The organism is Serratia sp. CC22-02 (assembly GCF_900182895.1).
In the GTDB taxonomy this organism is placed as follows: Bacteria; Pseudomonadota; Gammaproteobacteria; order Enterobacterales; family Enterobacteriaceae; genus Serratia; species Serratia nevei.
In genome coordinates this window covers 742,948-757,674 of record NZ_FXUD01000001.1, presented here as the reverse complement: position 1 = coordinate 757,674, position 14,727 = coordinate 742,948, and the positions used below count along the sequence as shown (strand labels likewise).

The following is a 14,727-nucleotide window of genomic DNA, read 5'->3' as shown; positions in this document are numbered from 1 at the left end:
GCAGCCAGGCTGCTTGCTCAAAAACAATCCGTTTTTCGGTTTAATAGATATCAGGCTATGTCACAACAGATGAAGAAAACGATGCGGCGTTCAGCGCCGATCGTTAATGCGGGGAGCGAGCCCCGCTTCGAAATGGATGATCAAGAGGACAGCGCGCTGTCTTTCCCGTTTATTCCGCGAACCAGCAGCACGGTGGCTACGGACAACGCCGCGGCGATCGTCTTGGCGATAAATTGGCCGGCGCTTTCCAGATGATAGGGCGCAAAAAAGCCGATGTCGGCGGTGCCCAGAATCAACAGCGCGGCCAGTACGGCAAAACAGCCCAGCTCTATCGCCAGTGCCAGTCTGCCGGGGGCCGCCGCACCCAGGTAACTCATCAAAAAACCGGGCAGGATCAGGAACCCGATCAGTTCTGCGGGCGCATTCACCGCAGACATCACTTGTTGGTTGTATTTCAGGAGCGCCAGCATCAGCACGACAAAGATCAGCAGCCGCACAGGTAACGCCGCTGCCCGGCTTGCCGACAAAAAGATTTTGCCGATCGCGGCGAGCAAGACGCAGCCAACCAGGATGCCAAAGAAGGTAAACAGGATTTGTCCCCAAAGACTGTCCTGCGTCGAAAAGGCAATAAACGCGCCCATCGTGACACTTCCTTATGCAAGGTGATTTAGCGAACTGATGGACGACAAGTCGCTTTCAGCACGTAGAAACCGGATCGCGTCGATTGAAAGGTATATTTTCGCTCAAAGCCGGGAAAGCTCTTCGATCACCGCTTTCTTGGGGTTCTTCGGGTCGTACTTTATCGCGGTGAAATGACCCGGCTGATATCGCGGCAGATCCACGACGCTGATCGGGCCTTTCGCCACCGCCGTATGGTTCTTTCCGTCTTGGGCGATGTACTTGATCTCGACTTCACAGACCGGTCGGTTGCCGTCCCAGAGATTGGTCTGGCGAATGCTGACGATTTGCCCGGAGGCGGAAACGCCGTTTTCCATCACGCTGAGAGAAGAACCGATATGTTTGAAATAGCCCCAGATATCGACCGTGATGAATTTGAAAAAACCCACCAGGCTGAGGATAGGGGCCAATAAAATCAAACCGATGACGGTGAAGATATTTTTGGCTTTTGACATGGGCATCCCTACTTATAAAAAGATCGCCAGCGCCTTGCTGCTCAATCGCAAAGAACCGTTGGTTATCAAGGCCCCAAGCTGCGTGAACGTCATGGGATCGTTGCTTAGCTTGAAATTGGTTTTGCTGATCGAAAGCGGGTTATGGGAAACATCGAACATCGTGTGCTTGACGCTCAGCCCCGTTAAGGCAAGGTTGGCGCCTATCGCGGTCCACTTATAGCCATGGCAGTTGTCTTTCCAGGTGGGCGCCGAAATAGAAACGCCGTCCTCGCTGGTAATGTTGATGGTTTTTGCCGTGATGGTGAGCGAACCGCTAATGGCCGTTTGCTGATCGTTTTTGTAGGTTTCTTTGACATTCCCCGTGATATCGGTGGTCTGGCCGCCAGCCTCCACCGTCAGCGTTTGACCGCCTGCGGTGACCGTAGTGGTTTGCCCGCCGGCGGTGATGGTGGTGTGCTGGCCGCCGGCGGTGATGTTGACCGTCTGCCCCTTGTTGATGGTGCTGGTCTGTTGCCCCTCGGTAATGTCGAGGGTCTGATTGCCTTTCACCGTCACATGTTGCGTCTGCGTGATGTCTTGCGTCTGCGCGCCGTCAAGCTTGAAGGACTGATTGCCGGTGATGTCAATCTTATCGCCGCCGTCGATAATCGTCAGGTCGCGGCCGCCTTTGATGTTCACCGTCTGGTGAGCGTTCAGGTTGGCGGTTTCGAGCCCATTGACGGTGGTGGTGCGTTTTGCTTTGTACAGGAATGTGGCGTCGCCAGTGACGGTGTCGTCCTGCAGGCGGCCGATGGAGGTGGTGCGACTGCCGTCAATGTTGACGTTCTTGTCGTTTTCCACCGTCATATTCATGTTGCGTTCGGCGTGCATGTCGAAAGATTCGTTGCCGGGCGCGTCTTCCAGGAACAGGAAGCTGGCGTTATCGGTGCCGCCGCCTTTGCTGCGGCTCATAAAGCCCATTTTGGTGGCGTCGCCGGGCAGATCCCACGGTGGCATGCTGTCTTCGTTGTAAACGCGGCCGGTGATGATCGGGCGATCCGGATCGCCGTTGATAAAGTCGACCACCACTTCCTCACCCACGCGCGGGATCTGAATCCCGCCGTATTTCCAGCCGGCCCAGGCGCTGGAGACGCGCACCCAGCAGGAGCTGGTTTCATTGCCGTTGCCGTGGCGATCCCAACGGAACTTGAGTTTCACCCGGCCATATTTATCGGTCCAGATGCTTTCGCCTTCCGGGCCAACCACTTCGGCGGTTTGCGGGCCATGGGTTTTCGGCCAGGGCGTGGTGCGCGCGGGGCGCCAGTTGATGCCCGCCGGGACGACCTGAAATTCGGTACGTTGCTCGCCGGCGTCGTTATCATTGCTGGCGTAGCTGTTTTCCTGCATGAAGTAATGCGCGCTGACGACCAGGTAGGCCTGGTTGTCTTCCGTGCGCGGCGCCTGGCTCAGTTGGAAACGGTAGCCGGGGGCAATGCCCTGCGAACTGCCTTCGCCGCTCATCTGTTCATGCTGCGCTTCGAACTCCTGCTGGCGAACCTTGACGTAAAACTGGCCATGGGCGTGATCGGTATAACGCCCGGGCCAGTCGAACACCTCGGCTTTGTCCTGCGCGAACGAGGCGGGATTCTGCCGGGCCTCCAGCAACCGCGCGCGCGGTTTGCGAAAATCGTAGTCGTCCAGGCTATACAGGCTGGGCGTAATGGCGTCCGAGACGCTCCAGCTGTTGATGCTGTCTTTATTTTCCACCAGGCCGCCTTCCGCGAGCTGATAGGGAATGCTGGCGTAGCCGGCGAGTTCCTGATGTGCCGACGGCGCATCAGCCAGCACCAGCGTATGGCCGTCTTGCTGGTGCGTGAAATAGTAATAGATGCCTTCGTGTTCCATCAGGCGGCTGATGAAGTCGAAATCGCTCTCCTGGTACTGCACGCAGTATCCCCAGATGCGGTAGTCGTAGCTCAGGCGATTATCGATTTTCACCTGATACTGCCCCAGCACCTGAGTCAGGATGTCGGGAATGGTCTTTTCCTGGTAGATGCGAAAGTCGCGGTTTTGCGTCAGATACCACAGCGTGGGGCGCAGCACGGCGCGGTAGATATAGTAACGGTTGCCGCCGGCTTCTCTTCCGGAGAGCGTCATGCGCGTGATATTGCCGTTGAGATAACGCGGCGCCAACGGATTGCCCCGCAGCTCCAGCGTGATTTTTTGTCCCAGCAGTGCTTTCAGATCGAGCCGATTGTCGGGGCTGAGCAGCTCGACGTCGAATTCGAACAGCCCGGCCAGTTTTTCCTCACCGGAAAGGCTTCGGAACAACAGCTGATGGGCGGGCAAAGGCGTGTGCGCAATGATAAGGCGATCCATACTATTCCCCGGTTTAGGCATAGCTACCGCACGAGAGTTGACGCGCGATCCCGATGGCGTATCTGTCACGAATTGAGACAGGAACTGACGAAAGATTTAACAAAGTTTACACAAAGGCACGATTTGTGCAGTCTACAATAGAGCTCTGCATTTGCAAAATAGCCTTGTGGATCAATGCTCAATTCGTTAACTTGCTCACGATCTTGCTTTTTATTATCTAAAACATATAGATGCGAGCAGGTCATTTTTTATCTCAAATTATTGGGAAATTGGTAATACCAAAAAGTAAATCTGTAACACTTAAACCAACGTGTTTATAAAACAACTCTTTTTTTTCGTAAAAAAAGTCACTGACTGTTTTTTATCCTTACCATTTGCCAGTTAAAGATGATCAAATATATAAATTTGTCGAATGTGAATTCGGATGATTCCTATTTGGTGGGCGAAAAAAGGCCCAGCGACAGGGCCTGAGGTGCGGGTTTGAACGGTTGAAAATGCAGCGAGTGCCGGCGTTAAGCCGGGCAGAAATCGAAGGGAATTTGGCCGATCAGTTCGCAGAGCCAGATTAAGGCCGGGTCGCGTTGCGCCTGCCGGCCGGCGATCAGTTCAATGGGAAAGGGGGCGATGGCCAACTCGTCGGGCAGCGGGAGAAAACGTACGCGTTGCGGATCGGAAAAGCGTCGAGCCACGCTGGCGGCCAGGGTGGCGATCAGATCGCTGTCGGCGACCACGGCCGGCAGAGCGACAATATGCGAAAAGGTTACGGCGACGCGCCGCTGGCCGCCGATTTCCGCCAGGCGACGGTCGACCAATCCTCTGGCAGAGCCGTCGTCGGCCGGTGCGTACAGCCCGTGCGGCAGGCTGAGATAGCGCGCCAGATCCCAGCTGCCATCCGCCAGCTGTGGGTGCGAACGGCTGGCGATGCACACCAGATGCTCTTCAAACAACGTGCGCACATAGTGGCTTTCCGTACCGGAAAGATGCCCTCCCAGCGCGATGTCCACCTCGCCACGATCCAGCTGCCGGTAAATATTGTGACGATCCAAGCGCGAAACGCGAATATCAATGCCGGGCGCTGTCTGACGCAACCGACTGATGATGGCGGGCAACAGCAAGATATCGGCATAGTCGCCGGCCGCCAGCGTAAAGCGCCGTTGCCCGGCGGTGGCCGGATCGAAACGGGCAGGGGGTGCCAATGCCAGGTGGATCTGTTCAAGCACCTGCCGTATCTGCGGCATAAGCTGATGGGCGCGCGGCGTGGGCGCCATGCCGCCGCCGCTGCGAACAAACAGCGGATCGTTCAGCAGCGTGCGCAGCCGCGCCAAGGCATTGCTGACGGAGGGCTGGGCGCGGTTGAGACGCCGGCCTGCGGCGGTCACGTTGCGCGTCTGATACAACGCCTCGAACACCACCAGCAAGTTGAGATCGACGTTGGCTAAATTCATTTTATGAATACTCTATATACAGATAATCCATTTCCAGAATCATACTGCGTTCTCTAGGCTGGTGGCACACGAATTTGGCCTTCAGTCAGGAGAAATGATGAACAAAGTCTTGGTTACCGGCATTGAGCCGTTCGATGGTGACGCGGTGAACCCTTCCTGGCAGGTCGCGCAGGCATTGGCCGGTGAGCAGATCGCCGGCGCGGAGATCGCGGTGCTCGAGCTGCCCTGCGTATTGGGCCAGGCCAATCTGCAGTTGATCGCTGCGATCGAGGCATTGCAGCCGCTGGCGGTGATTTGTCTGGGGCTGGCCGGGGGCCGTGCCGAGATATCGCTGGAACGGGTGGCCATCAATATGATCGATGCCCGCATTCCCGACAATGCCGGTAAGCAGCCGATCGACGTACCGGTCGTCGCCGGCGGGCCAGTGGGCTATTTCAGTACGCTGCCCGTCAAGGCCGCGGTGCAGCAGCTGCGCCGGCAGGGGATCCCGGCGGGGGTGTCTTATACGGCAGGCACTTATAACTGCAACCATATCTTTTACGGTCTGCGGCACTATCTGGAGACGCAGCACGCGAAGGTCAGGGGGGGATTCGTGCATATTCCGTACAGCCACACGCTGGCGGCGGCGCATCCGGGCAAGCCGAGTATGGCGCTGGCGACGATGGTGGAAGCGGTGCGCACTATCGTGCAGGTGACGCTGACGGTAGAGGAGGATGCGCGATTCGGCGACGGTGCCGTGCATTAAAAGCAGGGCGTGGTGTACCACGCCCTGTTACCGGTTACTCGTCGGCGACGCGGATCACCAGTTTGCCGAAGTTCTTGCCCTGCAGCAGACCGATAAACGCCTGCGGCGCCTGTTCCAGCCCGTCCACGATGTCCTCGCGGAACTTGATTTTCCCCTGCTCGACCCAACTGCTCATCTGTTGCAGGAACTCATCAAAGCGAGAGCCGTAGTCGTCGAAGATGATAAAGCCTTGCATACGAATGCGTTTACGCAGGATCAGCCCCTCCAGCAGCGGCAAACGGTCCGGCCCGGCGGGTAATCCGGTGGCATTGTAATGGGCAATGATGCCGCAGACCGGAATGCGGGCTTTGGCGTTCAACAGCGGCAACACGGCGTCGAACACCGCACCGCCGACGTTTTCATAATAGATGTCGATGCCCTGCGGGCAGGCAGCGGCCAATTGCTCGGCAAAGTCGGGCGCGCGGTGATCGATGCAGGCGTCGAAACCCAATTCTTCCACCACATAGCGGCACTTTTCCGCTCCGCCGGCAACGCCGACAACGCGGCAGCCTTTCAGCTTCCCGATTTGGCCGACCACCGAACCGACTGCCCCGCTGGCGGCGGCCACCACCAGCGTTTCACCCGCCTGCGGTTGGCCGATATCGAGTAACCCCATGTAAGCGGTAAACCCTGGCATGCCCAGCACGCCCAGCAGGCGGGAAGGGTGCGGCAGGTGCGGGCCGAGGTTGCGCAGGCCGCTGCCGTCGGACAGGGCATAATCCTGCCAGCCGTCATAACCCAGCACCCAATCGCCGACGTTGAAGTCGGGATGCTGTGAGACCGCCACGCGCGAGACCGTGCCACCCACCATCACCTGACCGATCTCGACCGGCGGCGCATAAGAAGGGGCATCGCTCATGCGCCCGCGCATATAAGGATCCAGCGACAGATAAACGGTACGCAACAACAGCTGTCCCGCGCCGGGCTGCGGCACGGGGACGGTGTCGAGACGAAAGTTCGCCGCCGTCGGTTCGCCGTGGGGGCGCGAGGCCAGCAGGAAGCGGCGGTTCTGTTGAGAAGGGGACATCGAGAGCTCCTTTGCATTGCGACAAACAAGGTTCGTTAAGCCTAGTTCAGGGGCGGCAAGGCAACGTTACCGAATGTGCTTAGCCTTAGAGCGGGACGATCAGTACGTCAATATGGCTGATATTGATGAAGCGGGCGGCGGAACAGGAGACTTTGTTCATCATGCCGTCGCGGTGATTGCCGCACAGCAGCAGGTCGAACGGCCTGCTGCGGCTGGCGTATTCCAGGCTGTCACCCAGTTCGCCGTGCACGATCAGCATATCAGCAATCGGGTAACCGGCGCGTTGACGCAGCTCTTCCATAAACTGCCGGGTTTCCTCCTCCATCAGCGTGCGCAAATCGCCCAGCATCGGCCCGGCGAAATTGTTGTACATTTCCGGGTTGGCGAGGGTGCTTAACAGGGTGATGTTGCCGGCGTAGGGGCGGACGATAGAGACGGCCTTTTCCACCAGGCGGTGGCTGTCAGGCGCGACGGCGACGGTGACCAGAACGTTTTGATACCCCATATCCCACTCCTTGTTGTTTCCGCCGTGTTTCAGGCTGCCGCGTCGGTGGCCTTAGAGAACATGCTGCGCTCGGATAAAGGGTAGAACCTGATGGGCGTAATAAATGTGTTTCGCATCACGCGCGGCAATAAAAGCGGCGTTTGCCCGGTTATATAGCAATAAAAGATAAAACCGTTGCCGCACGTAATTTCGCTGAATTAAAGCACCTGCGCCCACAGCGTTTTCGGCACCTTGCCCAGATCGAACAATTTACCGGCAACCAGCTCGGCGCGACGGTGGTCGGCGGCGCGGTACATGTTGCTCATTTCTGTATCATTTTCAATGGAATAGTTCAGTTTGTCGTACACCTTTTCCAGGCTGTCCAAAGAGGAGCATTTACGGAATGTCAGCAAATATTCGAGCGTATCGGTCATGATTAAAATATAGCCTGTTAATAGTTAAAGCCGGGTGAATAACACATCAGCGGCTCACGGCGACGCCGCCGAGGCAGTGATGTACGACCTGACAAAAATCATTTCAAGTAGATAAATTGCACTGGGTAATAATGAGGCGTCGCCTGCGGCGGCGCTTCGATAAATCATAATATGCAAGTGCGTCATCAGCAATCTCATCCTGCTGATAAATGAAGAAATAGGGAAAGTCTCAGGGCGAGGCTGCGCGGATGACGGCAGAAGCGCCGCTGTTCCTGCTGCGCGCCAGTTCGCGCTGTCGCTTTTGCGGCGTTTTTTTCACCCGCCCTAAGAGGCGCAACGGCATTACGCGGTGTTTGTCATTGCCGCTTGCGTTGAGGTTTCGCCTCCCTGACGCTGAAGATTGGGGAGAGTAAAACAAAACTGCGTTTTATTTTATCGCAATGAAAGGATGGAAACGGGGGCGGGTTAATAATCTATTCACCTGCGGAATAATTATAACGGCGACAGAAAAGAAATAAAAAAGCATTAAAGTTTTAGGGTGTGCTGCCGATATGCCGTTTTAGGGGTGATTTAACGTAAAAAGACCATTCTTTCGCCGTGCTGATACGGAAACATATCGTTACGTCTGTTTGCTTGTTCACTACGCCAGCGAATCATTGATAAGCCTTAATCACCTGATGGTGAAAATTAGAACAGCCTCAAGCGGGGGGCTTAAGTCAAATCTGATAGCTAATAACCTTATAGTTTACAGTGGTTATTTTTCAGCTTGGATATTTTTTAGCGGCTTAACTGGTTATTTATGCTGAGTTTGTCGGCTACATGCAGATTTTTGTTCTGTTATTTTGGTTTGGTGATGCTTTTGTTCGAATTGATCTAAAAAAGATAATTTTTTGGCTGATAAACATTGTTTTTAAGACGTTTTTTTACCTGTGTCTGTTTTGTGAGCAAAATGGTGGTCAATAAATGTGCGTATTTGGGGGTATTTGGCTTAAATATTTTTTATTTTTGTGATCTATGTCACATTGTATTTAAAATTGCCTCTCACTTACATTGTGTGTGCTAATGGTTCGGGGGTAGAGTTGCGCTGCTTTAGGAATAATCTTATTAAATTTGTAAAAATAGTTTCATGGTGACTAAACACTATCGAAGCAGAATGCTGTACATCCATACACGTTGGTTTACGCTCGTAGCAAATACTGAACAGTGGTCGAATTTAGCGATTGGCGAAAATTATAGCAGTCGTTTTTGAGAGATTAATTTGCCAACTTTGGGAAACAACCCAGGTCACGGGCGATAAAATTTATCACCCAGCGTATGTTTTTAAACATAGTCTGTCGGGATGGGGAATATGGGTACGTCTGAATTACTTAAGCATATTTATGACATCAATTTGTCATATTTACTTTTAGCACAGCGTTTGATCAACGATGAAAAAGCGTCCGCGATGTTCCGCCTTGGTATCGATGAAACCATGGCCGACGCGTTGGCGCAGCTGACTTTACCGCAAATGGTCAAACTGGCCGAGACCAACCAGCTGGTTTGCCACTTCCGCTTTAACGATCACCAGACCATCGAACGCCTGACCAAAGAGTCGCGCGTCGACGATCTGCAACAAATCCATACCGGCATTTTGCTATCAAGCCATTTACTGCAAGAGCTATCGAGTAAAGACGCTAGCCCGACGAAGAAAAGAGCCTGATGATGGTTGAGAAAAGTATTGTTCAAGAAGCCAAGGACATTCAGCTCGCCATGGAGCTGATTTCACTGGGAGCCCGTTTGCAGATGCTGGAGAGCGAAACCCAGCTCAGCCGCGGGCGCTTGATTAAACTTTATAAGGAGTTGCGCGGTAGCCCGCCGCCAAAAGGGATGTTGCCGTTCTCAACCGACTGGTTTATGACCTGGGAACAGAATATTCACTCGTCGATGTTTTACAACGCCTACCTGTTTCTGATGAAAAGCGGGCAGTGCAGCGGGGTGGAAGCGGTGATTAAAGCCTATCGCCTCTATCTGGAGCAGTGCCCCCAGCAGGCCGGCGATGCGCCGCTGCTGGCGCTGACCCGAGCCTGGACGCTGGTGCGTTTCGTCGACAGCGGCATGCTGCAGCTTTCCGCCTGCAGCTGCTGTGGCGGCGCATTTATCACCCACGCGCACCAGCCGCTGAACGGTTTCATCTGCAGTTTATGCCAACCCCCATCCCGCGCCGTAAAAAGACGTAAACTTTCGCCGCAACTGGCCGATATTATTCCTCAACTGCTGGACGAGCAGGTCAAACGCGCCATTTGAGCCGCCACATTGCCGGCTCTCGGCAATGAATACCGACGTGTGATACGCAGGGGCGGCATGCCGCCCCCAGACACGCAGCCTGGTCTGTCGCGCCAGGGCGCGTTTGCCCCACCTTCCATCCACATTGTTAATTTAAGGAATGCGTGTGCTAGTTATTTTGGGTTATCTCGTGGTATTGGGTGCGGTGTTTGGCGGCTACCTGATCGTGGGCGGTCATCTCGGTGCGTTATATCAACCGGCGGAGTTTCTGATTATCGGCGGGGCGGGGGTCGGCGCTTTCATCGTCGGCAACAACGGCAAGGCGATCAAGGCTACGCTGCGCGCGCTGCCGCGGCTGATGCGCCGTTCCAAATACAACAAAGATCTGTACATGGATCTGATGGCGCTGTTGTTCCGCCTGCTGGCCAAATCGCGTCAGCAAGGCATGCTGTCGCTCGAGTTCGACATCGATAATCCACAAGAAAGTGAAATTTTCTCTAATTATCCGCGCATCCTTGCCGATAACACCCTGGTGGAGTTCATTACCGACTATTTACGGCTGATGGTGAGCGGCAATATGAATGCGTTCGAGATCGAAGCGCTGATGGACGAAGAGATCGAAACATACGAACAGGAAAGTGAAGTGCCCGCCGGCAGTCTGGCGATGGTGGGCGACTCCTTGCCAGCGTTCGGTATCGTCGCGGCGGTGATGGGGGTGGTGCACGCCCTGGCTTCGGCCGATCGGCCGGCAGCGGAACTGGGCGCGCTGATCGCTAACGCCATGGTCGGTACTTTCCTCGGCATTTTGCTGGCCTACGGCTTTATCTCGCCGCTGGCCACGTTGCTGCGCCAGAAGAGCGCCGAAAACGTCAAGATGATGCAGTGCATCAAGGTCACGCTGCTGTCGAGCCTGAACGGTTACGCGCCGCAGATCGCCGTCGAGTTTGGCCGTAAAACGCTGTACACCACCGAACGTCCTTCTTTCGTTGAGCTGGAAGAACACGTGCGCCGCGTGAAAGCGCCGGCGCAGCAGGCGACGGAAGAAGAAGCATGAAACAGAATCATCCGGTCGTTCTGGTCAGAAAGCGCAAGTCGCATCATGCCGCCCATCACGGCGGCTCCTGGAAGATCGCTTATGCCGACTTTATGACGGCGATGATGGCGTTCTTCCTGGTGATGTGGCTGCTGGCGATCGCCAGCCCGCAGGAGCTGACGCAGATCGCCGAATATTTCCGCACGCCGCTCAAGGTCGCCCTGACCAGCGGCGACAAGAGCAGTTCCGAAAGCAGCCCGATCCCGGGCGGCGGCGACGATCCTACCCAGCAGCACGGCCTGGTGAGAAAGCAGGTTGACTCGGCGGACTCGCGCGCTGAAGAGCTGCGCCTGAACAAGCTGCGCGAAAAGCTGGACGAATTGATTGAGTCCGACCCGCGCCTGAAGGCGCTGCGACCGCATCTGTTGATCAACATGATGGACGAAGGGCTGCGCATCCAGATTATCGATAGTCAGAACCGGCCGATGTTCAAAACCGGCAGCGCGCAGGTCGAGAGCTATATGCGCGATATTCTGCGGGCGATAGCGCCGATCCTTAACGACCTGCCGAACAAGATCAGCCTGTCCGGCCACACTGATGATATCCCTTACGCCACCGGCGAGCGCGGCTACAGCAACTGGGAACTGTCGGCCGATCGCGCCAACGCCTCCCGGCGCGAGCTGATCGCCGGCGGCCTGGCGGAAGGCAAAGTGCTGCGGGTGGTGGGCATGGCGGCCACCATGAGCCTGAAACAGCACGGTGCCGATGACGCGATTAACCGTCGCATCACCGTGCTGGTGCTGAATAAGCAAACGCAAGAAGGCATCGAACACGAAAATGCCGAAAGCAACGCGATGGATATCGCCCAGCCGGCTAGCCTGAAGCAGCTGGCGCCATCGGCGACTGCGCCGGCCAGTCAAACGCCGGAACCCCAGGCGGTAACGCCGACCGATCAAGCGACGCCGCCGCCGGCGGCGGACCCTGTCGCTCAATCGCAGGCATCCCCGGCGATAGCCCCGGCCGGCCAAGCGCCGGAACAACCGGCGGCCGCACCCGCACCGACTAACCGCGACTCACAGCCAGAGGTGACCCCGTGAGCATGGACATTAGCGATTTTTATCAGACCTTCTTTGATGAGGCGGACGAGTTGCTGGCCGACATGGAGCAACACCTGCTGGAGTTGGATCCGCTGGCCCCCGATATCGAGCCGTTGAACGCCATTTTCCGCGCGGCGCACTCGATCAAGGGCGGTGCGGCGACCTTTGGCTTTTCGGTGCTGCAGGAAACGACCCACCTGCTGGAGAACCTGCTGGACGGTGCAAGACGCCAGGAAATGAGCCTGAGCACCGAGATTATCAACCTGTTTCTGGAAACCAAAGACATTATGCAGGAGCAACTGGACGCCTATAAAACCTCGCAACAGCCTGATGCCGAAAGCTTTGAATACATTTGCCAGGCGCTGCGCCAGCTGGCGTTGGAGGCGCAACAGCAGCAGGAGGCGCCTGCGGCTCAACCGGCCGTTCAGCAGCCTGTCGTGAAGCCGGCGGCTGCGCCGGCGGCGATCGAAGGCGGCATGCGCATCAGCCTGAACGGGCTGAAAGCCAGTGAAATCCCCTTGATGTTGGAAGAGCTGGGCAACCTCGGCGAGGTTAAAGACCCTCATCAGACGGAACACAGTCTGGACGTGACGTTGCTCACCTCCGCCAGCGAAGACGACATCAGCGCCGTGCTGTGTTTCGTGCTGGAGCCGGAACAAATCAGCTTCTCGACGCCGACGCAGAGCGAACCGGCCGTTGCAGAAGCGAGCTTACCGGCAGCGGTCGCCGCGCCGGAACCTGCACCTGCGCCGGTCGCGAACGCCGCGCCGCCTGCCGCCAAACCGGCCGCCGCTCCGGCGGAAGCGCCGAAAGCGCGCGCCAAGGCGAGCGAGTCCACCAGCATTCGCGTGGCGGTGGAAAAGGTGGATCAGCTGATCAACCTGGTGGGCGAGCTGGTGATCACCCAGTCGATGCTGGCGCAGCGCTCCGGCACGCTCGATCCGGTGAACCACGGCGACCTGTTGAACAGCATGAGCCAGCTGGAGCGTAACGCGCGCGATCTGCAGGAGTCGGTAATGTCGATCCGCATGATGCCGATGGAATACGTCTTCAGCCGCTATCCGCGCCTGGTGCGCGATCTGGCTGGCAAGCTGAACAAGCAGGTGGAGCTGACGCTGCAGGGCAGTTCCACCGAACTGGACAAAAGCCTGATCGAACGCATTATCGATCCGTTGACGCACCTGGTGCGCAACAGCCTCGATCACGGTATCGAAGAGCCGGCCACCCGCATCGCCGCCGGCAAGTCGGCGGTGGGCAATCTGGTGCTGTCGGCCGAACACCAGGGCGGCAACATCTGCATTGAGGTTATCGACGACGGCGCGGGCCTGAACCGCGAAAAAATTCTCGCCAAGGCCGCGTCGCAAGGGCTGGCGGTGAGCGACAGCATGAGCGATGAAGAGGTCGGCATGCTGATCTTCGCACCGGGCTTCTCCACCGCCGAGCAGGTGACCGACGTTTCCGGCCGCGGCGTCGGCATGGACGTGGTGAAACGGAATATTCAGGAGATGGGCGGCCACGTCGAGATCCGTTCGCAGGCCGGTAAAGGCACCACCATCCGCATCCTGCTGCCGCTGACGCTGGCGATCCTCGACGGCATGTCGGTCAAGGTGAACGACGAAGTCTTTATCCTGCCGCTGAACGCGGTAATGGAATCGCTGCAGCCGCAGGCAGAAGATCTGCATCCGCTGGCCGGCGGCGAACGCGTGCTGCAGGTGCGCGGCGAATATCTGCCGCTGGTGGAGCTGTATCGGGTATTTGAAGTGGAAGGCGCCAAAACCGACGCCACGCAGGGCATCGTCGTTATCCTGCAAAGCGCCGGCCGCCGCTATGCGTTGCTGGTGGATCAGCTGATTGGCCAACATCAGGTGGTGGTGAAGAATCTGGAAAGCAACTACCGCAAAGTGCCGGGCATCTCCGCCGCGACCATTTTGGGCGACGGCAGCGTGGCCTTGATCGTCGATGTCTCGGCGTTGCAAACCTTGAACCGTGAAAAGCGTCTGACGGACGCCGCCGCATAATAATGAGTTTATTGATTTAAAAGGTGAATGATATGGCAGGATTGGCAGCCGTCAGCAAATTGGCTGGCGAAACGGTAGGGCAAGAGTTTCTGATTTTTACCCTGGGCAACGAGGAGTACGGCATCGACATCCTCAAGGTGCAGGAAATTCGCGGCTACGATCAGGTGACCCGTATCGCCAACACGCCGGCGTTCATCAAGGGCGTCACTAACCTGCGCGGCGTGATCGTCCCGATCATCGATCTGCGGGTGAAATTCTCGCAGCAAAGCGTGTCTTACGATGAAAACACCGTGGTGATCGTGCTGAACTTTGGCCAGCGCGTGGTGGGCATCGTGGTCGACGGCGTTTCCGACGTGCTGTCGCTGACCGCCGAGCAGATCCGCCCGGCGCCGGAGTTCGCGGTGACGCTGGCGACCGAATACCTCACCGGTCTCGGTTCGCTGGGCGAGCGCATGCTGATCCTGGTGGATATCGAAAAGCTGCTGAGCAGCGAAGAGATGTCGCTGGTCGACAGCGTGGCGAAAAGCGTCTGATTCATGACCCGAGGGGGCAGGGCGCTGCCCCCTTCATCCATCACTCTTCCTGACCTGTCGCGACGCCGCCGACCGAGCCCGGAACCCCTACTAAAAATAGTTACTTTCCCGCATAAAGT

14 protein-coding genes are annotated in these 14,727 nt (G+C 56.8%); 7 read left to right on the top strand and 7 right to left on the bottom strand.

Annotated elements, in window-relative coordinates; translation table 11 throughout:
- Positions 1-140: 140 nt before the first annotated feature.
- The 4 genes from QOL81_RS03680 to QOL81_RS03665 form a co-directional block, all read right to left on the bottom strand.
- The gene (locus QOL81_RS03680; protein ID WP_060420760.1) at positions 141-641 is read right to left on the bottom strand and encodes a hypothetical protein; all 501 of its coding nucleotides are present in this window, start codon (positions 639-641) and stop codon (positions 141-143) included.
- A gap of 102 nt (positions 642-743) precedes the next feature.
- The gene (locus QOL81_RS03675; RefSeq protein WP_038876796.1) at positions 744-1,133 is read right to left on the bottom strand and encodes a DUF3592 domain-containing protein; all 390 of its coding nucleotides are present in this window, start codon (positions 1,131-1,133) and stop codon (positions 744-746) included.
- Between the two features lie 12 nt (positions 1,134-1,145).
- Positions 1,146-3,491, bottom strand: a complete 2,346-nt coding sequence (locus QOL81_RS03670) for a type VI secretion system Vgr family protein (protein WP_060420763.1) — start codon at positions 3,489-3,491, stop codon at positions 1,146-1,148.
- A 512-nt stretch (positions 3,492-4,003) separates the two neighbouring features.
- Positions 4,004-4,936 (bottom strand): LysR family transcriptional regulator, encoded by a 933-nt coding sequence (locus QOL81_RS03665; RefSeq protein WP_283439659.1) that lies wholly within the window; start codon positions 4,934-4,936, stop codon positions 4,004-4,006.
- 97 nt (positions 4,937-5,033) lie between these two features.
- Here QOL81_RS03665 and pcp point away from each other — a divergent pair, with 97 nt between their 5' ends.
- Positions 5,034-5,681: a pyroglutamyl-peptidase I gene (pcp, locus tag QOL81_RS03660; RefSeq protein ID WP_283439658.1), complete on the top strand. Its 648-nt coding sequence runs from the start codon at positions 5,034-5,036 to the stop codon at positions 5,679-5,681.
- 34 nt (positions 5,682-5,715) lie between these two features.
- Here the strand turns inward: pcp and curA are convergent, their stop codons facing one another.
- The 3 genes from curA to ydgT all read right to left on the bottom strand — a co-directional run bounded on the left by curA (position 5,716) and on the right by ydgT (position 7,665).
- On the bottom strand, positions 5,716-6,747 hold the full coding sequence (gene curA / locus QOL81_RS03655; protein WP_060420772.1) for an NADPH-dependent curcumin/dihydrocurcumin reductase: 1,032 nt from the start codon (positions 6,745-6,747) through the stop codon (positions 5,716-5,718).
- 85 nt (positions 6,748-6,832) lie between these two features.
- Complete coding sequence (gene uspC, locus QOL81_RS03650) at positions 6,833-7,252, bottom strand: universal stress protein UspC (protein WP_187322523.1); 420 nt, start codon at positions 7,250-7,252, stop codon at positions 6,833-6,835.
- 197 nt (positions 7,253-7,449) lie between these two features.
- The gene (gene ydgT / locus QOL81_RS03645) at positions 7,450-7,665 is read right to left on the bottom strand and encodes a transcription modulator YdgT (RefSeq protein ID WP_004934895.1); all 216 of its coding nucleotides are present in this window, start codon (positions 7,663-7,665) and stop codon (positions 7,450-7,452) included.
- A 1,348-nt stretch (positions 7,666-9,013) separates the two neighbouring features.
- Here ydgT and flhD point away from each other — a divergent pair.
- From flhD to cheW, 6 genes are all read left to right on the top strand, one after another.
- Positions 9,014-9,364, top strand: coding sequence for a flagellar transcriptional regulator FlhD (gene flhD, locus QOL81_RS03640; RefSeq protein ID WP_033643537.1), 351 nt, complete (start codon positions 9,014-9,016; stop codon positions 9,362-9,364).
- Positions 9,364-9,948, top strand: a complete 585-nt coding sequence (gene flhC / locus QOL81_RS03635) for a flagellar transcriptional regulator FlhC (RefSeq protein ID WP_019452971.1) — start codon at positions 9,364-9,366, stop codon at positions 9,946-9,948. Before flhD ends, flhC begins: the two co-directional genes overlap by 1 nt.
- A gap of 145 nt (positions 9,949-10,093) precedes the next feature.
- On the top strand, positions 10,094-10,981 hold the full coding sequence (gene motA, locus QOL81_RS03630; protein ID WP_197836927.1) for a flagellar motor stator protein MotA: 888 nt from the start codon (positions 10,094-10,096) through the stop codon (positions 10,979-10,981).
- Positions 10,978-12,057, top strand: a complete 1,080-nt coding sequence (gene motB, locus QOL81_RS03625) for a flagellar motor protein MotB (protein WP_283439657.1) — start codon at positions 10,978-10,980, stop codon at positions 12,055-12,057. The genes motA and motB overlap by 4 nt, the downstream gene beginning before the upstream one ends.
- Positions 12,054-14,075: a chemotaxis protein CheA gene (gene cheA / locus QOL81_RS03620; RefSeq protein ID WP_060420780.1), complete on the top strand. Its 2,022-nt coding sequence runs from the start codon at positions 12,054-12,056 to the stop codon at positions 14,073-14,075. The genes motB and cheA overlap by 4 nt, the downstream gene beginning before the upstream one ends.
- 32 nt (positions 14,076-14,107) lie before the next feature.
- Positions 14,108-14,608, top strand: a complete 501-nt coding sequence (gene cheW / locus QOL81_RS03615) for a chemotaxis protein CheW (protein ID WP_025303271.1) — start codon at positions 14,108-14,110, stop codon at positions 14,606-14,608.
- The last annotated feature ends 119 nt before the right edge of the window (positions 14,609-14,727 follow it).

What these genes read in the sequence shown, in the direction of transcription:
- flhD (WP_033643537.1), top strand. Translation starts at nt 9,014, where the DNA reads ATGGGTACGTCTGAATTACTTAAGCATATTTATGACATCAATTTGTCA.
- motB (WP_283439657.1), top strand. Translation starts at nt 10,978, where the DNA reads ATGAAACAGAATCATCCGGTCGTTCTGGTCAGAAAGCGCAAGTCGCAT.
- uspC (WP_187322523.1), bottom strand. Translation starts at nt 7,252, where the DNA reads ATGGGGTATCAAAACGTTCTGGTCACCGTCGCCGTCGCGCCTGACAGC.
- QOL81_RS03680 (WP_060420760.1), bottom strand. Translation starts at nt 641, where the DNA reads ATGGGCGCGTTTATTGCCTTTTCGACGCAGGACAGTCTTTGGGGACAA.
- curA (WP_060420772.1), bottom strand. Translation starts at nt 6,747, where the DNA reads ATGTCCCCTTCTCAACAGAACCGCCGCTTCCTGCTGGCCTCGCGCCCC.
- QOL81_RS03670 (WP_060420763.1), bottom strand. Translation starts at nt 3,491, where the DNA reads ATGGATCGCCTTATCATTGCGCACACGCCTTTGCCCGCCCATCAGCTG.
- QOL81_RS03675 (WP_038876796.1), bottom strand. Translation starts at nt 1,133, where the DNA reads ATGTCAAAAGCCAAAAATATCTTCACCGTCATCGGTTTGATTTTATTG.
- flhC (WP_019452971.1), top strand. Translation starts at nt 9,364, where the DNA reads ATGATGGTTGAGAAAAGTATTGTTCAAGAAGCCAAGGACATTCAGCTC.
- pcp (WP_283439658.1), top strand. Translation starts at nt 5,034, where the DNA reads ATGAACAAAGTCTTGGTTACCGGCATTGAGCCGTTCGATGGTGACGCG.
- cheW (WP_025303271.1), top strand. Translation starts at nt 14,108, where the DNA reads ATGGCAGGATTGGCAGCCGTCAGCAAATTGGCTGGCGAAACGGTAGGG.
- ydgT (WP_004934895.1), bottom strand. Translation starts at nt 7,665, where the DNA reads ATGACCGATACGCTCGAATATTTGCTGACATTCCGTAAATGCTCCTCT.
- QOL81_RS03665 (WP_283439659.1), bottom strand. Translation starts at nt 4,936, where the DNA reads ATGAATTTAGCCAACGTCGATCTCAACTTGCTGGTGGTGTTCGAGGCG.